Raw genomic sequence first — 24,048 nt, forward strand, 5'->3', positions numbered from 1 at the left:
TGCTATGTCCCGGTATATGATGGACACAGGTCATCGTCCTTATCGGAGGAGTTCACGTTTGGACAGGTCACCTGCCCTCATCTTGGCACACGGCTGTTTCGAAGACGTCCACGGCAAAGTGGCTCATGGCCTGGTCCGTGGCACGGATCGCTTCGACATCGTCGCCGTGATCGACCCGGACTGCGCCGGCCACGACGCCGGTACCCTGCTCGACGGACGGCCGCGGAACATCCCGGTGTTTGCATCGATCGAAGCCGCCCTGGCTCAGGGGCGAAGACGCCCTGCCGTCGCCATCGTCGGGGTGGCAACCCACGGCGGCCGCTTCACCGAAACCCTGCGCGCAGCCCTGCTGGAAGCTGCGGCAGCCGGCCTGTCGTTGGTCAATGGCCTGCACGACCTCGTCGGCGACGATCCGGAAATCGCCGCGGAAACGGCCCGCCATGGCGCCAGTATCCTCGACTTGCGCCGGCCCAAAGCGGTTGCCGAACTGCATTTCTGGACCGGCCAGATCCATGATGTCGCCGCCCCACGGATCGCCGTGCTCGGCACCGATTGCGCCCTGGGGAAACGCACCACCGCACGCCTCTTGACCCAGGCTTTGAATGCGGGCGGCATCAGGGCCGAGATGATCTATACCGGCCAGACTGGCTGGATGCAGGGCGGACGGTATGGGCTCATATTGGATGCCCTCCCCAACGATTTCGTTAGCGGCGAGCTGGAACACGCCATCCTGAGCTGCTACCGCGAAGTCAGGCCGGACCTCATTCTCCTTGAAGGACAGTCCGCCCTGCGCAACCCCAGCGGACCGTGCGGAACGGAACTGCTGCTGTCCGGAGCAGCGGCGGGTGTCATCCTGCAGCATGCGCCGGGAAGGCGTCATTACGACGGCTTCGAAGGACCCCGGTTTCGGATTCCCTCGGTGGAAGATGAAATCCGACTGATAGAACACTACGGCGTGCCGGTGCTGGGCGTCGCCCTGAACGGACGGGATTCGGGCCCAGACGCCTTGCGGGAAGCGCAGTGCAGACTGGCGAAGACTCTGGAGATGCCGGTCGTCTGCCCGCTGGAAGATGGTGTAACCGAGCTGCTGCCGCCGCTGCGGGCCTTGCTGGACCGCAAGGAAGTCGCATGAAGATTGCCGAAATCCGGACGCGGACCGAACATTTCCCACTGACGCGCCCCTACCGTATCGTCTTCCGGTCGGTCGAGGAAGTCGATAATGTCATCATCGAAATCAGGACTGGGGATGGCCTCCTTGGATTAGGCGCGGCTTCCCCCGAACACCACGTCACCGGAGAAACCCTGGAAGCCTGCCGGACCGCCCTGGAACCGGAGCGTCTTGGCTGGCTGCTCGGACGGGACATCCGGACCCTGCCGCGGCTGTGCCGGGAGCTGGCCGAACGGCTGCCTGCCGTGCCGGCCGCCCGCGCCGCCCTCGATATGGCGCTGCACGACCTGTTCGCCCAAGCGCTGGATCTGCCTCTGGTCGAAGTCCTGGGACGCGCCCACGACAGCCTGCCAACCTCGGTAACCATCGGCATCAAGCCGGTCGAGGAAACGCTGGCCGAGGCATGTGAGTATCTGGCCCTCGGCTTCCGGGTGCTCAAGGTGAAGCTTTGCGGCGAAGAGACGGAAGATCTCGAACGCCTGCACCGGTTGCACGAAACACTGGCCAAGCGGGCCATCCTGCGGGTCGATCCCAACCAGAGCTACGATATCGATGGCCTCCTCCGTCTGGAGCAGCGGGGGCAGGCGCTCGGCATCGAGTTCATCGAACAACCGTTTCCGGCACAGCGGACCAACTGGTTACGGGCGCTCCCGAAAGCGATACGGCGCCGGATCGCCGCCGACGAGTCGCTGCTGAGCCCCGCCGACGCCTTCGCTTTGGCCGCACCGCCCGCCGCCTGCGGCATCTTCAATATCAAGCTCATGAAGTGTGGTGGGCTGGCCCCGGCACAGTGCATCGCCACGATCGCCGAAGCCGCCGGGATCGAGCTGATGTGGGGCTGCATGGACGAAAGCCGCATCAGCATCGCTGCGGCCCTGCACGCCGCCCTCGCCTGCCCGGCCACCCGCTACCTCGACCTGGACGGCAGCTTCGACCTGGCCCGCGATGTCGCCGAAGGCGGCTTCATTCTCGAGGATGGCCGGCTCCGGGTCACAGAACGGCCCGGCCTTGGACTCACCTACATGGACTAGGGAAAAGCCGATGCAATTCCTGATCAACATCGAGAACGTGGCCCACGTGATCCAGCTCGCAGTGGCCCCGGTGTTTCTGCTGACCAGCATTGGCGCGGTGCTGTCGGTGATGACGATCCGCCTTGTATGTTCTTCCCTGAGCCACGGAGGTATGAATAAGAGGTTCGGAGGAAGATAGATCGTTGACCCTCGAAGCCGAGAAATTGAGCTTGTGGGAGAGCGTGGATCGTCTTTCTTCTTTTGTTGGCAGAGCCCGAACAGTGGCTGGGACGGAAGTCCGAATTTTTACAAGGTGGGGTGTGTACGACATGAATAACGAAGAGCGATTTGCCGGGGTGGATGTATCGAAGGCGTATTTGGATTTGGGAGTCAGTCCCGAGGGCGGGGTCGAGCGTTTTAGCAATGATGAGGCAGGGGTCACGGCACTGATCCAGCGACTCCTCACGCTCCAACCGGCGTTAGTCGTCTTGGAGGCGACCGGGGGACTCGAAACCTTGCTCGCGGCTTCCGGTCGAGTGGCCGGACTGCCGTTGGCCGTCGTCAATGCTCGCCAAGTGCGTGACTTCGCCAAGGCCACCGGCCGGCTCGCGAAAACCGATAAGCTGGATGCCCTGGTATTGGCCCATTTCGCCAAGGCCGTGCGCCCCGAAGTTCGCGCCGGCCGGACCGAGGCAGAGCAAGCCTTGGTGGAACTGGTCGCCCGGCGACGGCAATTAGTGGAGATGCGCGCCCAAGAGAGAACCCGCTTGGCGATGGCCGGCTCACGGCAAAAACAGGGCTTAAAGGAGCACATTGCCTGGCTGGACGAGCATATCGCTCGACTCGACGGGGATTTGAAAAACCGGCTGCGCGAATCGGACATTTGGAAAACCCGAGTCGACCTGCTCCAAAGTGCACCGGGCGTAGGCCCCGTGACGATGCTCACGTTGCTGTCGTATCTGCCAGAACTCGGCAAACTCAACCGGCGCGAGATCGCTGCCCGGGTGGGATTGGCGCCGTTTAATCGGGACAGTGGCTTCCAGCGAGGACGGCGGAGGATTTGGGGCGGACGAGCGGAAGTGCGCTCGGTGCTGTACATGGCGACCTTGGCCGCTACCCGAGGCGATAATCCCATCGCCACCTTCCATCGTCGATTGGTCGAAAAAGGCAAACCGGCCAAGGTCGCTTTAACGGCGGCCATGCGTAAGCTCCTCACCAGCCTGAATGCCATGCTGAAACAAAATAAACCTTGGTCATGCCCACAAATCGCTTGACCTCCAACACAGTTGCTCTCCCGTTGCATCGACCGGGCACGCCAGCTCGAGGACAACCTGGAAAATCTCGATCAGAAGATGCACCCGCACGCCCTAGTGGAACTCAGGATCCTATGGCGGCGCGCCCGGCTGATCGGTGCCGCACTCACGCTTTGCACGATCAGCGCACTCCTGATTTGCACTGTCGTCGGCATCCTGTTCGTCGGCGGCATATCCGAGGCACAGCTGGGCACGGCGATCGCACTGCTGTTCATCGCGGCCATGGGGGTGCTGATGGTGGCCTTGCTGGTCTTCCTGGTGGAAATCTATCTCGGGATCGCAAGCCTCCGGATTCGCCCACGCTAAGGACTCTTCGATGATCGACTTCAAAATCACCCGCGATCCGCAAACCGGCGAAGAAATCTGGGCGGTTCCCTTGAGAGGCCCTCTGCTGTTGAATCATCCATTGTTCAACAAAGGCACCGCCTTCCCTGAACAGGAACGCCGGGAACTGGGCCTGCTCGGCCTACTGCCGCCACATGTCGATACCCTCGAGATCCAGGTCGAACGGGCCTATGAGGCGTTCCGCAGCAAACCCACCGACCTGGAGCGCCATATCTATCTGCGCGCCCTGCAGGACGAAAACGAAGTATTGTTCTACCGGTTGATTCAGGATTACATCGAAGAAACGATGCCTGTCGTCTATACACCGACGGTGGGCGAAGCCTGCCAGCTATTCAGCCACATCTACCGGCATCCGCGCGGACTGTTCGTCGCCTACCCGGAACGCGAGCACATCGACGAGCTGCTGGCCAATACCCCGCAGCGCCACGTGGACGTGATCGTGGTGACCGACGGCGAGCGCATCCTCGGTCTGGGCGATCAGGGCGCAGGCGGCATGGGTATCCCCATCGGCAAGCTGGCGCTCTACACCCTCTGCGGTGGCATCCACCCGGCCCGCACGCTGCCGGTGCTGCTGGACGTCGGCACCGATAACCCTGACCTGCTGAACGACCCGCTGTATATGGGCTGGCGCCACCCACGAGTCAGGGGCGCCGAGTATGACGCTTTCGTCGAACGCTTCGTGCAGGCGGTGATGCGGCGCTACCCGAACTTACTGCTGCAATGGGAGGATTTCGCCCAGGCTCATGCCGGACCGTTGCTGGAGCGCTACCGCGACCGGCTGTGCACCTTCAACGACGACATCCAGGGCACGGCGGCGGTGGCCACCGGCACGGTGCTGGCCGCGGTCGAGGCTGTGGGAACGCGGCTGCGGGACCAGGTCGTCGCCGTATTCGGCGCCGGCTCCGCCGGCTGTGGCATCGCCGAACAGCTCTGCGCGGCCATGGTCGGGGAAGGCTTGTCCGAGACCGAGGCACGCTCGCGCTTCTTCCTGATCGACCGGACCGGCCTGCTGCGTGAAGGTTTTTCGGGGCTGCCGCCGTTTCAGCGGGCGTTCGTCCAGCCGTCTTCCGCCCTCGCCAGCTGGCGGCTGGACCGGCCCGACCACATCGGCCTGGCCGACGTGGTGAGCCATGCCAAACCCACGATCCTGATCGGCGTGTCCGGCGTGGCCGGCGCCTTCACCGAAACCATCGTCAAAACGATGGCTGATCTGACGCCCCGCCCCATCATCCTGCCGCTGTCGAACCCCACCTCCCGCTGCGAAGCGCTGCCCGCGCAAATCCTGGCCTGGACCGAAGGCAGGGCGCTGGTCGCCACCGGCAGTCCATTCGCGGATGTGGTCTGGAGCGGACGCCGTTTCCCCGTTTCGCAATGCAACAACAGCTATGTTTTTCCAGGACTGGGCCTCGGCATTCTGGCCGTCGGCGCACGCCGGGTCACCCAGGGCATGTTCATGGCCGCCGCCCGGGCGCTGGCCGACACCTCCCCTGCGCCCACCCTCCCGGATGCTCCCCTGCTCCCGCCCCTCACCGCCAGCCGCAGCGTATCACACTGCATTGCGCTGGCTGTCGCAAAGGAGGCCATCGCCGCCGGCGTCGCGGCGCCCGCCAGCGATACCGAGGTGGAACGTTTGGTGCACGAACGGATGTGGACTCCGGCTTATGCGCGGCTGACCGGTTGCTGAACTTCAAAAAAGGGCTTTCTCATGAGTGAAACCATATCTCCCCGCACTGGCGCCGACCTCCTGGTCGACTCGCTGCAAGCGCATGGCGTCGAATACGTCTTCGGCGTACCCGGCGGCGCAGTGCTGCCCATCCTGGATGTGCTGGCCGAACGCGGCCCTCGCTTCATCCTTTGCCGGGACGAAACCGGTGCTGCCTTCATGGCCCAGGCATGGGGCCGGATCACGGGGAAAGCCGGCATAGTGCTCACCACCTCCGGCCCCGGACTCATCAACGCGGTCTGCGGGGTGGCGACCGCCACCGAGGACCGCGATCCGCTGATCATCATCACCGGCCAGGTGTCGCGGTCCGCGCAATTCAAGCAGAGCCACATGAACCTGGACTCAGTCGGATTGTTTGCACCGATCACCCGATGGAGCATCGAGGTTGAGGACTCGAACACGGTATCGGAAATTTTGGTCAATGCCTTCCGGGTCGCCGAGATGCCGCGCAGCGGTGCCGTCCACGTCTCGGTGCCTGTCGACGTGCTCACGGCGCCAGTTTCCGGCCAAGTCCTGGTTCCGCCCGAATCGGCTTGCTGGGGTGCAGCTCCAGACAACCTCATCGAACGCGCCGCGGCCCTGCTCGACACAGCCGACGCGCCGGCCATCCTGCTCGGCGTGCGGGCAGGCACGCCTGTAGCGGCGGCAGCAGTGCGGCGTTTCCTAGAGCGGCATCCACTGCCTGTGGCCATGACCTTCGAGGCCGCCGGGACTCTCTCCCGCGACTTGGTGGAACACTTCATCGGCCGGGTCGGCTACGTGCTCAACCAGCCGGGCGACGAAGTGCTGCGCCAGGCAGACCGGGTGCTCGCCATCGGCTACGACCCGATCGAATATGAACCTTCCGCCTGGATTTCCCCCCAAACGCGGGTGATCCACGTAGACGCCCTGCCCGCCACTCTCGACCGGGCTTATTGCCCCGAAGCCGAACTGCTCGGCGACATCGCCGACAATCTGGACGCGCTCGGCAGCCGCCTCCGGAGCCGGCCTCCTGCCGATCGCGCCGCCGTCGCCGTAGCACGGCGGCGTCTGCTGGAAGAGCAAGGCCGGGGCGCCGCGCTGGCCGGCATGCCGATCCATCCCCTGCGTTTCATCCACGACCTTAGAGCCACGCTGGACGACGAGGCGACGGTGACCTGCGATGTCGGCGCCCATGAAATCTGGATGGCCCGCTATTTCTTCTGCTATGCCCCGCGCCATCTCCTGTTCAGCATGGGCCACCAGACCATGGGCGTCGCCCTGCCTTGGGCCATCGGCGCCGCGTTGGCCCGGCCGGGGAAGAAGGTCGTTTCGATGTCCGGCGACGGCTCCTTCCTGATGACCTGCATGGAACTGGAAACCGCCGTGCGCCTGAAGCTGCCGATCGTCCACATCGTCTGGAAAGACGGCGGCTACAGCCTGATCCAAAGCCTGCAGATGCGCGACTACGGCCGCAGTTTCGGCGCAGAATTCGGCCCCACCGATTTCGTCAAGCTAGCGGAAGCCTTCGGCGCGACCGGCTACCGCATCGAGTCCGCGGACGATATCGTCCCGGTGCTGAAACAGGCACTCGCGGCCGACACCCCGGTGCTGATCGAAGTACCCATCGACTACAGTGACAATGCCCACTTGGTCGAAGCAATCGACGCTTCGGCGCAGCACTGACTCAAGAGGAGACCTCCGTGGCCATCGATGACATCTTCATCCAGGCGTTCCGCACCCATCAGCAAAAAGGCGATTTGTTCCATCCGCTCGACCATGAGGACCACGAAGTGTTCCAGTCATCCACCATCGGGGCGGTGATGGAAGGCGTCTACGACGGCGAGACGACCTACGGCGAACTGGCCGGATACGGCGATTTCGGCCTGGGCACCTTCAACGCCCTGGATGGCGAGATGATCGCCTTCGGCGGACGGTTCTTCCAGATCAAGTCGGACGGTAAGGCGTATCCGGTACCGCCGACCGCCAAGACGCCGTTTGCGGTAGTGACGCTGTTCGATCCAACCGTGCGGGTGGAGTGGCCCCATCCGATCGACTGGAAACAATTCCAGGCCGCCGTCGACAAGGCTGCACCCAGCAAGAACATCTTTTATGCCATCCAGGTACGCGCCCATTTCGATCACATCCGAGTCCGGACCGTACCCCGTCAACACAAGCCTTATCCGCCCCTGGTCGAAGTCGCCCGCCTCCAACCCGAATTCGAATACGAAAATCTGGTAGGCACCCTGGTGGGCTTCCGCTTCCCCGACTACACCCAAGGCGTCAACGTCGCCGGCTATCACGTGCATTTCCTGGACGCGACCGAAACCGTGGGTGGCCACGTGCTGGACTTCACCCTGCGCGAGGCGGAAGTCGACATCGACGTCACCTCCCGGTTTCGCATGACGGTACCCGAATGTGGGGCTTTTCTCGACGCCGACCTGGCGAAAAATCAGGACGAGGCCATACACCAGGCGGAGGGCTGAAACGGCGGTATCTGCCTGCTCGCGGCGCAAGGGCGCCCTGGGCTCGCTTGGCTGTGGGTGGAGTTGTCGAGGGGGCTGCCGGTTTCGATCCGGAGAGGAACGAACTCCGGACTCAGCCGGTCCGCATCCCTCCCTAGTCGCGGCATAATGGCCGGTCATTCGACCACCGGCTATCGCAACGCATCCATGACAGACCGGCATTCCGGCGCCACCAGGCAGACGCTTTACGTACTTGCCTCGATCGTTCTCGGTATCAGCGCCGGGGAAGCCCTCAATCTCACCGTCGACAAAGGCGAGCTGCTGACCGGAATCACGAGCGTGTTCGGCGCGATGACAGACGTTTTCATGCGCCTCATCAAGATGATCATCGCACCGCTGGTGTTGGCAACCTTAGTAGCCGGCATGGCGAAGATGGGCGACGGCCGTGCCGTGGGAAGAGTGGGCGGCAAGGCGATCCTTTGGTTCTTTTCGGCCTCGCTGGTGAGCCTCGTGATCGGCATGGCCCTGGTGAACCTGCTCGCACCGGGCGAGGCACTGCACCTGGAGAAGCCGGCGGTCGGTGCCGACACGGGCTTGCAGAAGCACGATCCCACGCTTGCTTCGTTCGTGGCGCACGTAGTCCCCAGGAGCCTCTTCGAGGCCATGGCACAGAACGAGATCCTGCAAATCGTGGTGTTCTCGATCTTCTTCGGCATCGCCTGCGCCCAGCTCGGCGAACTGGCCCAGCCCACGGTGCGGCTGCTGGATTCACTGGGCCATGTGATGCTGAAGGTCACCGGCTATGTGATGCAATTCGCACCGGTCGCGGTGTTCGCCGCAACGGCCTCGATGGTCGCCAAGAACGGCTTCGGCTTGCTGGGCTCCTACGGCATCTTCATCGGCGAGTTTTACCTCGGATTGGCCGTGCTGTGGACGGTGCTCGGCGGTGTCGCCTTTGTGGTGCTGGGCCGGCGGGTTGTCAGCCTGCTCCGGCACGTCCGCGAACCGGCGCTGATCGCCTTCGCCACGGCGACCAGCGAAGCAGCCTATCCCAAGCTGCTCCAACAACTGGAACGCTTCGGCTGCCCCGGGCGCATCTGCGGCTTTATCCTGCCGCTGGGCTATTCGTTCAACCTGGACGGCAGCATGATGTACATGACCTTCGCGGTGTTGTTCATCGCCCAGGCCTACGGCATCACGATGGCGCCGGTGGACCAGTTGCTGATGCTGCTGGTGCTGCTGTTCACCAGCAAAGGGATCGCGGGGGTGCCGAGGGCGTCCCTGATTGTTATTGCTGCTACTCTGGACATGTTCGAACTGCCGGCGGAAGGTCTACTCCTGCTGCTGGGAATCGACCAGGTGCTGGACATGGGGCGCAGTGCAACCAACGTGTTCGGCAACAGCGTGGCCGCGGCGGTTGTGAGCAGATGGGAAAAGGCACTGAAGTAAAGCTTGCCGCCTTTTCCCTTGCCGGTCGGGGTCAGTTCAGTTCGTCGTTCTTGTAATACTTGGCGCCGGCGAGGCTGATGCCGACGATGGCACCGGCTTCACTGATCTGGTACATCGTCACGCCCGGCGATACCGACACGCCCAGGCGACCACCTGCCCCCTGGGTAGTGGTCTGCAAAGCGGCTTCGGTGTTCCCGCCGAACTCCCAGCCGGAATTCACGAACTTGTCGAAAGACTCCCGCGTATCGAACAGGAACACCGCGCGGAACTTCTGGGCTCCGAAGCCCAGACCGGGCGACAGCTCGAACATCTTCATATAGGTCGCCTTCTGGTTTGCATTGTTGACCGCGACCCCTTCGCCGTGCGAACCGCCACCGAAAAGGATCTTCATGCCGAAATCGCTGAATACCGCGTAACCGGCCGAATTGCGGACACGCGCCTTGGCCTCGGGATAACTCTGATAGAGCTGCGCCAGCGTCTGGTTCGCCATCGAGCGGATTTCCGCCCGTCGGGCTTCTTTTTCAGAGGAAGTCAGGGGCTGCGACGCGCAAGCGGCCAAGAGGAGCACAACAGCGGCAAACAGGGTGGATAGACGTAGGGTATGAGTCATGTCGAATTTTTCCTTTTTCTGTTTCTAGCGCCGTTGAACACGAGAGGGTAAAGGCAAGCCATGACAGGCGCGCATCCCCCCGCTCCTTTTGCCAAATCGCCTCGACATAGAACGCGGGCACGACTTCATCCCTACTGGTCGACGGCATATCGAACAACTTAGCCGCGGCCACGATCGTCCGATCAGCCGGAATTGTCAAGGCACTTATATCTCCCGCAAACTCTCCCCCGGTTCGATCCGCAGCACGGCCGCCACGGCGATCAGCGCCGCCAGAACGGCGAGCATTTCCGTCAGCAAGGCGGCCGTCATTCCGTCATTCAGCAACAGGCGGCAGACGAATTCATCCCTGCCCAGATCCGTCCGGAAGGTCCGGTTGATCGTCTCCGCTGCGGCGAAATACGCAGCGAACGCCAGCGCGATTCCAACGGCGGCGACGCCTGCAGCCTGGATGGCGGGGAAGCCGGCAAGCACGGCATTGCGGATGCCGACCAGGCGCAGCAGCGCCAGGTCGCGCCGCTTGCGCTCGACGCTGGCCCAGAGGCTGGCGCCCAGCGACAGTACGCAGCCGGCCACTCCGACACCTGCGATCAAGCGGAAAAGGAAGCTCAGGGCATGGTCGATGTTCCGGACCAGCTCGATGTCCTTGCTGCGGGTGGAGACATCATAGCCTTGCCCGCGCAGCGATTCGGCCAACCCCGGCACGGTTTCCAGGTTGCGGGCATAGAGCCGCAGCCGGGCGTAGCGGGGTGCGCCGAGGGTGTGAGATGTGCCGTCGGCAACCCCCAGCTCCGGCACGGCGTAACCGTCCCGGTAACGTTCGAGGGCTTCCAAGAGGGGTAAAGACACGAACGCACCCCAGCCGGAATATCGGACTTCGGCCAGCACGGCGCTCACGCGCAGCGGCAGCCTCAGCACCTGTCGTTGCTGGCGGAAATTGCGGTAGAGGATGCCTTCCACCCGGGTGCCGGCTGAGACACTGAGTCGGGCGGCCGCCTCGTGGGACAGGGCCAGCTCGCCCACCCCTTGCGGAACCGCGTCCGCGGCGCCGAACAGCGGATCGCCCTTGTCCGTGGGAATCAGGTCGACATCCTCCAGGCCTTTCCCATCGGCGGCGGCAAGATCCAGAGTGGCGGCGAGGGTGCGGGTGCTGGGCACGGCGAAGCCGACTTGCGGATCCGAACGGAGCCGTGCCAGCCAATCGCGGTCCAACGAACCGTTCAGCCGCCAGACGATCTCGAGGTTGCGCGGATCGGATTTCAGCCGCGCCGTGAACGTGTCAACGATGCCGGATTTCAGGCCGAACAGCACCAAGAGAGGCGCCAGCACGGCGGCGATCGCCAGCGCCAGGCACAGCGTTACCCGCCATTCGTGGCGCAGGTCTCGGCCGGCGAGCCCGGCGAGTAAACGCAGCTGGCGCAAGGTCTCAGGCATCGGCAATCCGCTCCAGGCGGCTGCGGCACCCTGAAGCGCCGGCTTCCGGCACCACCCGGATTTCGGCCAGTCCCAGCTGGCGCATCAGTACCCAGTCGTGGGACACAAGCACGAGGGCGATGCCGAATTCCGCCGCCAGTTTCAGCATCAGCCGGCAGACTTCCAGCGCCTGGGGCGGGTCGAGCGCAGCGGCGGGTTCGTCCGCCAGCACCAGGTCGGGCCTGTGGGCGAAGGCTCTGGCGATGGCGGCCCGCTGGCGTTCCCCCACCGAGAGCGCTCGGGGCTTCTTGGCTTTGAGGTGAGTCAGTCCCAGGTGAGCCAGCAGCTCGTCAGTCAGCGCGTCCGGCTCCAAGCCCAGCAGGCGGCGCGACAGCTCGACGTTTTCCCGCAAGTCCAGGAAAGGCAGCAGTCCCCCGGTCTGCAGGATGTAGCCCAGGTGCCTGGAGCGCAGAGAGGCGAGCCCACCGTCGCCGCCGGACCGCCATAGCGCGGCCACGTCTCGATCGAGAAACCGGAACGCTTCCACCCGATCCGGCCGCAGCACCAGCCCTAGCAGGTCGAGCAAGGTGCTCTTGCCGGAACCGCTGGGGCCGGTGACGGCCAGGCATTCGCCTTGGCGCAGGGACAGACCCTCGACCGCCAGCGTGAACGCTCCCCAGCCTTCGCCCCGGCGCCGCTCGACGCCCGCAAGCTCCAGTAACGGCCTCACGGCAGGGCGCCAAGCGGGACTGGATAAACCGCATCGCTGGGGTCGGTTGACCCGTCCAGCATCACCCAGCGGTCGGCATCGTCGTGATAGAGCTGGTAGTGCCGCAGCTTGCGACGCAGGCCGTCGAGGAAATCTTCCTGCTGGCGCTGGCTCCATTGCTCCCACTGGTCGGAGGTCAGGTTCATCACCGCGCTCTTGTAGGGCAGCCCTTCCAGGTATTCACCCAGCAGCCCCAGTTCGGCCAGCTTGCGGGCTTTGGGGTCGGCCAGTTTGGTAGGATCGCGCACCAAGTTCGCGGCCGCGGACCGCAGCAGGTCGAAGAAAGCCGCGGTACCGGTGGACTCCTGCGATTTCTCGCCCTGATCGAGAATGAGTTTTACGGTCTGGCTGAGGTTGCTCAGCTCGTTCTTGGTCAACAGCACCCGCACTTCGGTGGCGGCCAGCTCGGGATGGGCGTAGTCGCGGTCGCACAGCCATGCCCGGAACAGCTCAGGCGCCTGCGTCCCCTTCTTGCGGCCGAGATAGGCGATCTGCATCGCGTGTCCCAACAGGAGAGTGTCGCTGGTGATGCGTTCGCTCTCATCCTTGGGCTTGGCACCCTTCGCGGTACGGGCACTACCGGCCACCATCCGGCCTTGCGATGCCCCTTCCACCAGATTGGTGATGGTGTCGGCCAGCGAATCGACGATCTTGCCGAAACTGCCCACATCCCCGGCTTCGACGTCGTAATACAGCGACCGGCCGGCGACCTGATTCTGAGTCAGGATCTTGTATTGGCCGGTGGCCTTGGCATGGTCGGCCTTGCCTGCGGGCGTCTTCAGGTGCAGTCCGAACAGGGCCACGCCGAGCTGCTCGGCTTCGATGCGGACCTGTTCCGCACCCAATTTGGTCTGGGACAGCGGGTCGTTGCCGTCGATGGCCCCGGCATCGGTGATGAGGACCACGTAGCGTCCGCCGAATTCGCTCCACTTGATCTTTTGCAAAGCAGTCATCAAGCCGGCGTAGGCGTCCTCGTCGAAGGCTGAGCTCGACACCTTGGCCGGGCTGAGGCTCGCGACCTTGGCGAGAAAATCCTTGCCGGTCGTCACTTCGCCGGGATCGGCGAACACCTTGGAGACATATTCCAGCCCCGGCACCGCTTGGGTGCTGGAACGGAAGGCGACCAGCCCAAAGCGGACCTGGTCGGCCAGCCCGGCTTTCTCGATCCTGGCGTAGACCCGGCGTACAGCCTCGCGGGTGCGGTCGATGTACGGCCCCATGGAGATGGTCGAGTCGATCACGAACACCACCGCGGCGCTGAAGCTGCGCAGCACAGAAGGCGCGTCCTGGGCCTTGCGCTGGGTTTCCGCTGGCGAGGCTTCGCCAGACTTGGCGGTGACCGAGGCGACCTCCAGTACCCGCACGTTGCGCGGCGAGGTCAGCTCCTCCGCCCGCAGGATGGGCAGGAGGTAGAATTTCTTGGCTGGATCGACGTATTCCCGAGGTTCCACGGAAACGACCCGCGGATCGGGCTTGCCGGATTCCACCGTCTTCACGATGGCTGCGGCGACGCCGCCGGGATCGGTGGCCTTGAGCACTTCCAGCACGCCATCCTTCTTCTCGAACAATAGCGCCCTGGAGCGGTTCGCCGGATTCGTGAACGCCAGCGTCAGCTGCTGGTTCCATGGGACGCTCTGGGCGGCATCCAGCCAACCGTCGATCTTGCCACGGGTATCACCGCCGATCTGCAGCCATTCTTTGCCATCCAGGGTTTCCCTTTTATAGACGTAGTAGCGCGACAGTGCCGCCGCGGGCTTGCCATCAGTATTTCCCGGATTGGACACGATGCGGGCGCCGGGGCGGGTCAGAACACGCTGATAGAGGGTTTTCTTGCCAGGCATGAGCAGGGGCTCGGCGCCGAAAGCCGGTGCCGTGCACAGAACCGCTACCAGGGCGAACAGCCGCAGGACGACTTTCATTTCGCCTTCTCCTCGCATTCCTTCAACAGTGCCTCGGCGGCCCCATCGCCCGGCGCCTCCGCGACGAATCGACGCAGCAGTTCCAGGGCATGGGAACGGAAAGCCGGGTCCTGGGTGTTGCGGCAGTACAGCCGCCCCGCCCCGAGCATGCCATCCTTGTCTCCACTGCGGGCCGCCTCGTCGTACCAATAAGCCGCAGTCTCCCAGTCGGCGGCCGCCGTGGGGCTGGTTTCGGCGGTCCAGGTGTCCGGGTCGTACATCCGGCCCAGTTCGATATAAGCCTTGGGCGCGCCCAGCTCGGCGGCTTCCTGGAACAACTGGCGGGCGGCGTCCGGTTGCTGCGCGGCCAGGCTGCTTTGGGCGGCGGCGAGGCAGTCAGCGGCGCTCAAGCCTGTGCAATGCCGAGGCGGTGAGACAGGCTGCAGCTCGACCTCCTGCTCCCTCTTCATCCCTTCGAGCTGGCACTGCGGACCCGGCAGTGCCGGGATACGGCAGTCCCACCAGAACCATACGCCCACCGCAACCAACACAGGTAGCAGGGCGAGACCGAACCAAAGTCGGTACGACGAACGGCGGGCCGACTTGGAAACCGCTTCGGGCAGTGGCTCCGGCGCAGGAACGGGCTCGAGTTCGGGCTCCGCAACCGGCGCGGGTTCCGGCTCCGGTGGGGGGGCGGGGGCCGACCCGCCCTCGAAATAAGCGCCCGAGCCGAACAAAGGGCGTTGAATCCGCAGGACACAAGGGAAACGGGCGCCATCCACTGACAGGGTCAAACGGAACACCACGCTGGGAGACTGGTTGACGATGGGATCGACGATTTCGGGGCCGACTGGAATCTGAAGGCGTGCCACCGCAGAGGACAGCGACGCGTCACTCTCTCCTGCCGTTGCCTGGATGGCGGGCTCAGGCCCTTCAGCTACCCCATGCCAAAACTCCTGCGCCTGCCAGGTCCCGCCGGGGCCCAGGAAGGGCGTGGAGCCCTGATTGCGCTCCAGGCAGAATTCCAGCCCGACGGCCGTTGGTTCCAGGCCGCCGATGCAGATCAGCCCGTGGCCTGGGCCCCTCCCCGGGTCGTTGACCAATTTGCACCTGATCGCCATCGCAGCCTCCCTCAGTGTCCGGTCACGACACCCAGCGTCACCAGGATTTCGCCCAGACGCTGATTCTGCTCTGCTGTGATCTCGCGGCCGGCGCTATACCCTGCGTTCTCCAGCGCCAATCTGCGAAAGGCTTCCAGCCAGTCGATGATGAAAGCCGCCGGGTAATTGAGTTCGGCTTCCGTCAGTTGTGGCAGTGCCGATGCGGCGATGGGATCGGGCGGTTCGAACAGTCTGCGCCTGCCCATGGGAGACTCCGGCCGGGCCGCCACGGGAAAGTCGGCCCATCCCAACAGGTTGACGAATTCGCCGATGACCCGCCGCACCGCCATCACCTGCTGGTCGACGATGCCGATGCGGGTAGTGCCGCGCAGCTCTTCCAGGGGGCCCAGCGCTTCCACCAGTTTCCACTCGAGCCGCAGCCGGTCGCTGCCGGTGACCAGCTCGTCGCTGACAATACGCACCGATTCCTCCCCCAGGCCCAAATAACGCAGTAGATCGGCCTGCTCCGGCAAAGCACGGAGCTGACGGATCCAGGCCGACATCGCGGCCTTGGCAAAATTCACGGCGCGCCCACCACGCCCGGGCGCCGGGCCGACGGCTTTGGCCACCGGCAGGTTGATGAGGCCGCGGCGCACCGGTAGGGGCCCTGCGGCATCGGCTTCGCCTTCCTTACCGCTGTCGTCCGCCGTCAGGTACAGCCGCCGCAACTGTTCGGCGGAGGGATGCAGGTGGTAGAGCAGCTCGCCGAAGCCATCCGGGGACTCAACCACCGCCTGATAGAGCAGCTCGGCACAGCGCTTCTTCTCTTCGACCTCCCCCGCGCCTTCGGCCTGAAAATACGGCAGCAGCCGGTGTTCGCCGATTTCCTGCCGGATCTTCACGACCTGCTCGCCAATCCGGTGCCATTTCGCTTCGCGCAGACAGACGGTGCGCAGGTATTCGGCCAGCCGGGTCATGCCGCCGTCGTTGACACTCAAGACTGCGTCCCAAGCCTCACCCGCATCACGGACATGGCGCCGGACGGATTCGTTGCCGACGAAAAACTCCCGTTGCCCCGCCAGACGCCGGTGTTCCTCCTCCGACAGAAAACCGGTTTCGATGCCATCGGCAACGACCTGGAACGTGCTGCGCAGCATACCGGGCTTACGCACCAGAAACACGTTGTCGAACGGTTTGCCCCCGGTCCAGTCGTTCAGCCAGTCGCACTGGGCGAAACGCTCCAGCAGGGTGATGTGGATCATGTTGGCCCATTCCTGCTGCTGTTGTGCGGCGGTCTGCCCCGGTTTGGCTTCCAGCCGGCGATCGAACTGAGTGACCACCCAGACCAGCCCCGGCGGGCGCGCGCCGCGATCGGCCGGTGTCCCACCCTGGGTGCCGTGAACCCAGGCCGACAGGGCCGGTGCGAGTTCGGTGACCTCGATCTGGCTGTCGCAGCGGGTGCACATCAGGAGGACGTTCATCTCCTGGTCTTCAGTGTAGCGCTCGAACAGATAGGCGACCTTGGCCCGCAGCATGAGCTGCGCCACCGGATCGGCGTCTTCACGCTTGAACTGCCTGCGCACCTGGTCCAGGTCGGCGATGTCCAGCCGGCCACGATAACCGGGGAAGTCCAGCAGATCGACCTCCTCCAGCAGGCCGATCGCCGGAGCATCGGCCAGCACGAAGCGCAGCTCCGCCGTCAGCGCCGCCAGCACTGGGCGCGACACCGCCGCCTCGGCCAGGAACCGGCCCTCGCGCTGAGGCAAGACGGCCAGGCTTTCGCCGCCGTCCTTGCCCAGCTTGTCCAGCACATCCACGTTGAGGATACTGTCCGCCCGCCAGGCCGGTTCGCCCCCGGTCTCGGACACCAGTGCGGCCAGCGGCACGAACACCGTGCCGGCGTGCGACATCCGCGCCAGGGCCTCGGCCAGTAGGCGATAAGCGCAGGTGAGGTCGGGAATTCCGCCCCACAGCACCGATAGCAATTCGGCACGATGCTCCGTCCGCAGGCGCGGCGCCAGTTCGATCACCTTGGGCCAGTAGTCGGCGCGCAAGGGAGCGAAAGACTTCTCGAACCGGCGTTCGAAATAATCGATGAGATCGACCACCTCGTCGCTGCTCAAGCCCCCCGTCGGTTCGGGCTGGGCCAAGGGTTCCAGCCGCCCCAGCAGGGTACGGAGCTTGTCCGGATCGGTGTCGAAACTCACCCGTTCACGGTCGAAGTCGTTGAAGAAACTGTTGCCTAGGACCTTGGCGATGTCGCCTTCCGAGAAAAGGATAAGCTCGACCGGGAATCCCGGCGGGGCGCCACCCGGCTTGCGGGTAAAGCGCGTCACCAGTCCTGTCGCCTCCTTGCCGCCACCGGGCGGATTCAGATGGCCGATGAAATCGACGCGCCTGCCGTCCAGCAGCGTTTGCAGATGACCCGCGGCAGAACGCGCCAGCGTGGAAATCAGATACGATTTGCCGGCCTGCGACATGCCGAAAACCCCGACGGAAAACGGACGCCCGGCCGCCGCGCCCAGACGCCGGCACAGGTTGCGCGAGCGCCGGAGCTTCTCGATCAACCCGTCGCCCTCCCGGTCCAGCCGCTGGGCGTTGTTGCGCACCTCCGCCACCCAGTCCAGCGCGTCTCCTACGCCCCGGAAAATCGCATCGCAGCACGCGCTCAGTGACTCGTCATCCCAGTGGGTCATGTGAACGCCCTCAACGGATGATGCTGCCGGTGTCCAGCCAGTAACTGCTCTCGCCGATACCGACCGTGGTCAGGGTATTGAGCTTGAGCACGATGTCACGCGCCGGGTTGAGGGCGGTGCCTTGGCTGGTGATGGCGGAGGCCACGCTGAAGCTTTCAGGGCCTGCGCCTTTCTTGCGATCCAGCTTGAGGACCACGTGGACCACGGCGGGTTCAGTGCGGTCGGCGCTGGCGAGAAGCCGCTTGGCGCGGTCGCTCAGGTCCAGCACGTACAGCGGCGTCGCCGGCCAGCGCTCGGAGGCGAGTTGCCTGAAGCCCAGGATCATCCGGGCGCGTAGCTCGAACGGCTGCTCCGACAGCTCGTAGTTTTCGTCATCCAGGTTGATGTCGTGGTAATACACATCGGCATCGCGCAGCACCAGGTGCTGGTCGATCAGCCCCAGATGGCGGACGGTTGAGTACACCCGGTAGGCATGGGCCAGAAAACTGAAGTTGGGGATGCGGCGGGCGCCCCCGACTTTACATATCATGGCGCCGACCACCGCCGTGGTCTTGGGATCGCCGATCCGACCGTCACGGTGGAAGGGATACCATACCCCTGCGCGGAAGCCAGCCAGCGGTACGATGCGGTCCGGCGGCAACGGCAACAGGCGCCGGAACAGCGCCAGGACACCCGGCAAGCAAGAAGGCCGCCCGCTCAGCAGCAGGACGTCGCAGTGGTAAAGATGAACGATCTCGCACAATGCCCGGATGGTCTTGCAGATCTCGAACTGGTCTTCCAGGAACAGCCGGTGCAGCCGGTGCAGATCGAACGGGATCCTCACTTCGAGCAGATCGAAGTCTTTCTCCCTGGCCCCGACCGATCGCTTCACCCCTAGCGCGAAATGCTGCACCACGTGCTCGGAAGGGCGGTCGTCCCCTACCAACAGTTCGCCGATCCTGAAACTGTTGGATTCTGCCGGCAGACTCGGGTCGAAGCGCTCATAAGCATGCAACAGCTTCAGTCCCAGCGGATAGAACACCTCCAGCGCCAGCCGTTGGCGTGACGTGCGATCCTGCACCGAGAGAGTCTCGGCTCCGATGAGCAGGGACAACAAGGGCGCGGGATCGGCGACGCCGAAATCCTGTAGCGCCGCCTCGATCGCTGGCACGATCGTCTTCTGCACCATTTCCAGCAGCAGGTCGTCGCCCGCCACTTTGAAACCGTCGCGGAAGCGCTGCTCCGGCAGGATGTAGACATTGGCACCCTGGCCATGGTCGAGCCGATAGTCGGCCACTACCAGGTCCGTGGTGCCGCCGCCGATGTCGATCGACGCCACGGTGATCCCCTGGCCCGCCCGGTCCGAGCCGTTGCGGCGCAAGATGCGGAAAAATTCCTCAGGCCGCCCTCCGAAATGCTCATGGATTTCGCTGAACAGATACACCGCCTGGGCGGCGGTCGCCTCGTCCCATTCGGTATGGATCGCCGGAAAGCGCGGCCAGGCGGTCGGATTGCCGGCCGCGTCCACCGCAGCGATGTCGTCGTCTTCCGGATGCCAGCCCAGCGCCTTCCATACCAGGGCCATGGCCTGGCGCAAGCGTGCGGCGAAAATCTGCCGCTCCGGCTTGGGCATGGAGGGCGGCACGGTGATGATGATGGAACGCAGGTGTCTGGGCTTCTCTGGATCGCCCTGCTTGATCCGCTGAGCCGGGCTGTTGATCTGCCCGAGCGCATGCACCAGGATTTCAGCCAGGAAGAAGCACATCAAGGCACTGCGGGAATACTTGGGCACGAACACCGGCATGCGGTCGCCCTCGGGCAGCTCGTGCAGGGCCTCGCCACGCTCGTTGATGAGATTGCTGAACGGCGCACCGGTGGCATGGGGTTCGATTTCCTCCCGGCTGTAGGCGGCGTTGAAACGCCAGCCGGGCTCGTAGCGGTCCTCGTCCCAGAGATAGCGCTTGGGGCTGGACAGCCCGGTCGAGCCTTCGGTGCCGCGGCGATGGTTGGCCAACCGCGCCGCTTCCCGCCCGACCCGGGCGATGGTCGGCCAGACGAAGGCGTCGTTGCGCCCGCTCTTGCAGGCCAGATGCTCCTTGCCCAGCAGGGCCTGGGCGAATTCGACCCGGCTCTCGAAGGGTTCATGGTAGACTTTGTGCGGCTCTGACAGATCGCGGATCGTGAGCTCGTAGCGGTTCTTCAGGCCATCGTGCTGCTGCGGGTGCTCTTCGACCAGGATGCCGCAGGTCCGGGAGTTGCCGACGTCCAGCACCAGATCCACCGGGATGGGCGCGTAGACGTCGTCCGGCGCGTTGCTGCGCAGTCGGATTTCGGGTATGCCGGCCCGCGTACCGATGAGGTGGAGGAAATTGAGGTAATGCGCGTGATGGCTGAGCTGTTCGATCTCGCTGTCAACGTCTTCCGCTGGCAGCTTCAGCCGCTCTGCCGCCTCGTCGCGGAACACTTCCGCCAGCCATTCGTCAACCCAGGGCTGCTCCGGATACCAACCCATTTCGTGCGCCCGGTGGGCGAGCTGAAAGCTGGCGCCGGTCTGCACGTCTGCGCGGGTCGGCGCCAGATAGGCCGTGGCCTCGCGTGCTTCCAACACCTGGGTGTCGAAGGCCAGTGTCAGGCGGTGGGTATGACCGTACAAGTCCTCCCCCGCGCCGAGCTCGACGATGCGGGCACGGGCCCAGGTAGTGGGCCCTTGGTCGAAGCGCCGTTGCGGACCCGCGCGCAGCATGGGCAGCGGCAGCCAGCAGCCTCCCAGCAGTTTGACTGACTCGGCGATGCTCACGCTGAACCTGGGTTTGACCACCAGCATAGGATCGGCCGGATGCACGTGGCGCTCGCGCCGCTCGTCCCACTCCAGCCGCGCCAGCGAGCGCTGGCCGCTCTGCAGGGCGAATTCGCCGGGCGGCTCCCGGCGCAGATCCAGCGTCAGCCCGAAATCCATGAACTGGACCCCGCTGCGCATGATCAGCGTAGCCTTTTCGGCAAACTCCACCAATTCGCTCAGCATTCGGCTTCCCCGGTCCTTCCGCTATTTCTTGGTGATCCGGACATTGTAATCGGAGCCATCCGGATTCCTGCCCTTGCACACGGCATGACCTTGCGGGTCGGTGCTGCATTCCACTTTGGAGCGCTGGATGCTGCTGCCGTCGGGACAGCGGATGTCGCCGGCCTGGTCGATCACCAGCTTGGAGCCGCTGAAGCTGGAGGTCACCGGCGCAGTACATTCCATCTCTCTGCCGCCGACCGACCGCTTCAGCCGGGCCATGCCATCCTTGCCCTTGAATTCGTATTCAAGCCAGATCGGATTGCCGGAGCTGTCCTGCAGACCGGTGACGGACTGCCATTGGCCGTTGAGGAAGTCCGTCGACCCTCGCCGGGCAGCTTCTTTGGGAATTGTCAGGGGAGCGCCTGCAACCGTCACGCCGCCTCCGGCTCTCGAAGCGCTTTGGCCGGCTGGTGTTTCGCCAGGCTCGCCGGTGCCTGCAGCAAAATTCTGGTCGGTAGGTTTTCCGCTCCCTTCGGACGAATCGGCATCGGCGGCCTGTCCGTCGGGGCCAGAGCCGGATTTCACCGCACCGCCTTCGACCGATGCGACGGATGTGCTCTCTTCCTCAGTGCCCGCGCCTCCGGGCAGCATCGCGGTGGAAGTGTCCCGGTTTTCGATCTCAGTCGCCCCTTCCGGGCTTTGGCCCGCAGGCGGGGAGTCCACGACCGGATGGTTCAGGCTCACCGCGGCCTGATCGTGGCGTCCGCGGCGGTCAATCCGCTCACCGGAAGCGGCATCGTCACGAGGGCTTTTCTCCCCCCTTTCCACCTCTGTATCTGGACTGGGAAATGCGTCGGGGATGACATCTCCGTCCCTTTCCAGCGGAACCGGGGTCGGCACAGGCTTTTGCCGGACGAGACCGGACAGACCGTCCGGCCCGCGACTCTTCAAGCCGAACGAGAGGAATCCCAGCACAACCAGCAGCGGCAACAACAGCCAGAGCCACCCGCGCCGATGCTCCCCCGCCGGGGGCGCCATCGCCGGCCTGGCTTCGAAGGACGCCGCCGACGCCGAGATACTCCCCATATCCAGGCTGGCCAGCACATCGCGCTCGGCAGCTTCCTCACGCTGGCTGAATCCCCAGAACGTCATGACCGGCCGGCCACCGACGAGATACACATGATCCTCACCCGGAATACGCGTCGTCAGCGCCAGCAGCTTGCCGAAAACCTGCTGCTCGCTGTCCTCCGAGGCCTGCAGCGCCCGGCTCTTTTCCAGCAGGCGTTCTCGCGCGGCCAAGAGGCTAGCCCTCGCCGGACCGCGCTCCTCCGGCGTCGCCGAAGTCCAGGGCACCACGTCTCCATCGAAGGCCGAATACCAGTCTATGGTGTCCCCTTTCTCGTCCTGAACCGGTACGGCGAAGTAATCCGCCGCCTCCTGGCCGAGTTGCCGCCGAATCGCGGCCCGCAATTGCGAAGCCGCCCGGTAGACCGGATTGCCGGTCGCACCCAGGGGCAAAAAGTGCTTCAGGCTGCCGGATCGAAGCAGGACACCAGCCATGGGGATACTCCTAGGAGTCGTCGAAACGGGGGGAAGGTCGGACGGATTGCAAAAACAGCCGGCAGGCAGCCTCCGCCGCTACGGCCCGATTGTAGCAAAGATGCCGGGCGAGAACGGCTAGCCGTCCGAATCATGAGGCAGAAAACATTCTGCATATAATTCAATGATATAGTCTACCCATGGAGCCATACCCGCGGCCCCCCTCAAGCGGAAAACGCTTGCGCTACGGCTCCGGCCAACCGGTCTGCGAGTTCGCGGACTTGGCCCTCGTCCGCCCCTTCGACCATCACCCGGATCAACGGCTCCGTCCCGGACGGGCGCAGCAGTACACGCCCCGCGTCGCCCAGTTCGGACTCCACTTCGGCCTTCACCTTCTGAACCAGCGGCGCCGAATCCAGACTGACCCTCTCCTTCAGCCGCACATTGACCAGCCGCTGCGGATATTTCGTCATACCCTGCTTCAGTTCGTGCAGGGTTTTTCCACTGCGGACGATCTCTGCTAGGATTTGCAGGGCGGAGACGATGCCATCTCCAGTGGTCGTGCGATCGAGGCATATGATGTGCCCCGAGCCTTCGCCACCCAGCATGCTACCGTGTTCGAGCATCATTTCCATGACGTAGCGGTCGCCGACAGCGGCCCGTCTGAATTCCAACCCCAGGCGCCGTATGGCCTGCTCCAGCCCAAGGTTGCTCATCAGGGTTCCCACTACCGAACCGGTCAGTTCGCCGCTGGCGCGCCTGGCATCGGCAATGACGAACAGCAGTTCGTCGCCGTCGACGACTTCCCCTTGATGATCGACCATGATCAGCCGATCGCCATCGCCATCCAGGGCGATGCCCAGATCGGCTTTTTCCTTCAGCACCGTCTGGCGAAGGCTTTCAGGATTCGTGGCGCCGACGCGATCGTTGATGTTGAGGCCATCCGGCGCAGTGCCAATGGTTTTCACCGCGGCTCTCAGTTCCGAAAACACGTCGGGGGCGACGTGGTAGGTCGAGCCATGGGCGCAGTCCACTACGACTTTCATGCCGGAAAAATGCATGCCTAGGGGGATTGTGCTCTTGCAGAACTCGATATAACGACCCGCTGCGTCCATGATCCGGGTCGCCTTGCCGATGTGCGAACACTCCACGGTGGTCATCGGCCTGCGCAGATAATCCTCGATCTCCAGCTCCAGTTCGTCGGGCAGCTTCATTCCGTCCGGTCCGAAAAACTTGATACCGTTGTCGTAATAAGGGTTGTGCGATGCACTGATGACCACCCCCGCCTGGGCGCGAAAGGTGCGGGTGAGATAGGCGACCGCCGGGGTCGGCATCGGGCCCATCAGTTGGGTATCGACGCCGGCGGCGGAGAACCCGGCTTCCAGAGCCGATTCGAACATGTACCCGGAAATCCGGGTATCCTTGCCGATCAGGACGCGCCGGCCCGGCTTCTCGCGGGCGAAAACGCAACCCGCCGCCCAGCCGAGCTTGAGCATGAAATCCGGGGTGATCGGATAATCCCCCACCCTGCCGCGAATGCCGTCGGTCCCGAAATATTCTTTCTTCACCGCTTCCTCCTCAAAATTCTGACATCCTCAAGAAAACTAGCGAAATC

The 24,048-nt window shown here is 64.2% G+C and carries 18 protein-coding genes; 9 read left to right on the forward strand and 9 right to left on the reverse strand.

The genetic code is table 11. The features are described from left to right. Positions 1–58: 58 nt before the first annotated feature. From N4J17_RS15015 to N4J17_RS15055, 9 genes are all read left to right on the forward strand, one after another. Positions 59–1,132 carry a DUF1611 domain-containing protein gene (locus N4J17_RS15015; RefSeq protein WP_198322544.1) on the forward strand — a complete coding sequence of 358 codons (1,074 nt, stop codon included), beginning with the start codon at positions 59–61 and terminating at the stop codon, positions 1,130–1,132. Continuing rightward, a complete protein-coding gene (locus tag N4J17_RS15020) occupies positions 1,129–2,199 on the forward strand; it encodes a dipeptide epimerase (protein ID WP_198322543.1) in 1,071 nt (356 codons plus the stop codon). Before N4J17_RS15015 ends, N4J17_RS15020 begins: the two co-directional genes overlap by 4 nt. 10 nt (positions 2,200–2,209) lie before the next feature. Beyond that, on the forward strand, positions 2,210–2,377 hold the full coding sequence (locus N4J17_RS15025; protein ID WP_232470386.1) for a hypothetical protein: 168 nt from the start codon (positions 2,210–2,212) through the stop codon (positions 2,375–2,377). A 130-nt stretch (positions 2,378–2,507) separates the two neighbouring features. Further along, entirely contained in the window at positions 2,508–3,452 is a 945-nt protein-coding gene (locus tag N4J17_RS15030) for an IS110 family transposase (RefSeq protein ID WP_198324346.1), read from the forward strand. Positions 3,453–3,464: 12 nt separating this feature from the next. Further along, positions 3,465–3,797 (forward strand): DUF2721 domain-containing protein, encoded by a 333-nt coding sequence (locus tag N4J17_RS15035; protein WP_232470774.1) that lies wholly within the window; start codon positions 3,465–3,467, stop codon positions 3,795–3,797. 10 nt (positions 3,798–3,807) lie between these two features. Further along, complete coding sequence (locus N4J17_RS15040; protein WP_277458508.1) at positions 3,808–5,520, forward strand: NAD-dependent malic enzyme; 1,713 nt, start codon at positions 3,808–3,810, stop codon at positions 5,518–5,520. Positions 5,521–5,541: 21 nt separating this feature from the next. Next, positions 5,542–7,203 carry an acetolactate synthase AlsS gene (gene alsS, locus N4J17_RS15045; RefSeq protein ID WP_198324002.1) on the forward strand — a complete coding sequence of 554 codons (1,662 nt, stop codon included), beginning with the start codon at positions 5,542–5,544 and terminating at the stop codon, positions 7,201–7,203. Between the two features lie 17 nt (positions 7,204–7,220). Then, on the forward strand, positions 7,221–8,003 hold the full coding sequence (gene budA / locus N4J17_RS15050; RefSeq protein WP_198324001.1) for an acetolactate decarboxylase: 783 nt from the start codon (positions 7,221–7,223) through the stop codon (positions 8,001–8,003). Positions 8,004–8,189: 186 nt separating this feature from the next. Continuing rightward, positions 8,190–9,431, forward strand: a complete 1,242-nt coding sequence (locus N4J17_RS15055) for a dicarboxylate/amino acid:cation symporter (protein ID WP_198324000.1) — start codon at positions 8,190–8,192, stop codon at positions 9,429–9,431. Positions 9,432–9,462: 31 nt separating this feature from the next. On the opposite strand, the gene N4J17_RS15060 is transcribed toward N4J17_RS15055, so the two are convergent. From N4J17_RS15060 to glmM, 9 genes are all read right to left on the reverse strand, one after another. Then, the gene (locus N4J17_RS15060) at positions 9,463–10,041 is read right to left on the reverse strand and encodes a YSC84-related protein (protein WP_198323999.1); all 579 of its coding nucleotides are present in this window, start codon (positions 10,039–10,041) and stop codon (positions 9,463–9,465) included. A gap of 204 nt (positions 10,042–10,245) precedes the next feature. After that, complete coding sequence (locus N4J17_RS15065) at positions 10,246–11,472, reverse strand: FtsX-like permease family protein (RefSeq protein ID WP_198323998.1); 1,227 nt, start codon at positions 11,470–11,472, stop codon at positions 10,246–10,248. Beyond that, positions 11,465–12,181 carry an ABC transporter ATP-binding protein gene (locus N4J17_RS15070; RefSeq protein WP_198323997.1) on the reverse strand — a complete coding sequence of 239 codons (717 nt, stop codon included), beginning with the start codon at positions 12,179–12,181 and terminating at the stop codon, positions 11,465–11,467. Before N4J17_RS15070 ends, N4J17_RS15065 begins: the two co-directional genes overlap by 8 nt. Further along, the gene (locus N4J17_RS15075; RefSeq protein WP_198323996.1) at positions 12,178–14,139 is read right to left on the reverse strand and encodes a vWA domain-containing protein; all 1,962 of its coding nucleotides are present in this window, start codon (positions 14,137–14,139) and stop codon (positions 12,178–12,180) included. Before N4J17_RS15075 ends, N4J17_RS15070 begins: the two co-directional genes overlap by 4 nt. Next, entirely contained in the window at positions 14,136–15,239 is a 1,104-nt protein-coding gene (locus N4J17_RS15080) for a tetratricopeptide repeat protein (RefSeq protein ID WP_198323995.1), read from the reverse strand. Before N4J17_RS15080 ends, N4J17_RS15075 begins: the two co-directional genes overlap by 4 nt. Before the next feature lie 11 nt (positions 15,240–15,250). Continuing rightward, a complete protein-coding gene (locus N4J17_RS15085; RefSeq protein ID WP_198323994.1) occupies positions 15,251–17,914 on the reverse strand; it encodes a putative virulence factor in 2,664 nt (887 codons plus the stop codon). 10 nt (positions 17,915–17,924) lie between these two features. Continuing rightward, positions 17,925–20,915: a virulence factor SrfB gene (locus tag N4J17_RS15090; protein WP_198323993.1), complete on the reverse strand. Its 2,991-nt coding sequence runs from the start codon at positions 20,913–20,915 to the stop codon at positions 17,925–17,927. A 21-nt stretch (positions 20,916–20,936) separates the two neighbouring features. Beyond that, a complete protein-coding gene (locus N4J17_RS15095; protein ID WP_198323992.1) occupies positions 20,937–22,454 on the reverse strand; it encodes an SrfA family protein in 1,518 nt (505 codons plus the stop codon). A 203-nt stretch (positions 22,455–22,657) separates the two neighbouring features. Then, positions 22,658–24,001 carry a phosphoglucosamine mutase gene (glmM, locus tag N4J17_RS15100; protein WP_198323991.1) on the reverse strand — a complete coding sequence of 448 codons (1,344 nt, stop codon included), beginning with the start codon at positions 23,999–24,001 and terminating at the stop codon, positions 22,658–22,660. Positions 24,002–24,048 lie beyond the last annotated feature (47 nt).

The sequence above is a fragment of the Methylococcus capsulatus genome, assembly GCF_036864975.1.
Lineage (GTDB): Bacteria > Pseudomonadota > Gammaproteobacteria > Methylococcales > Methylococcaceae > Methylococcus.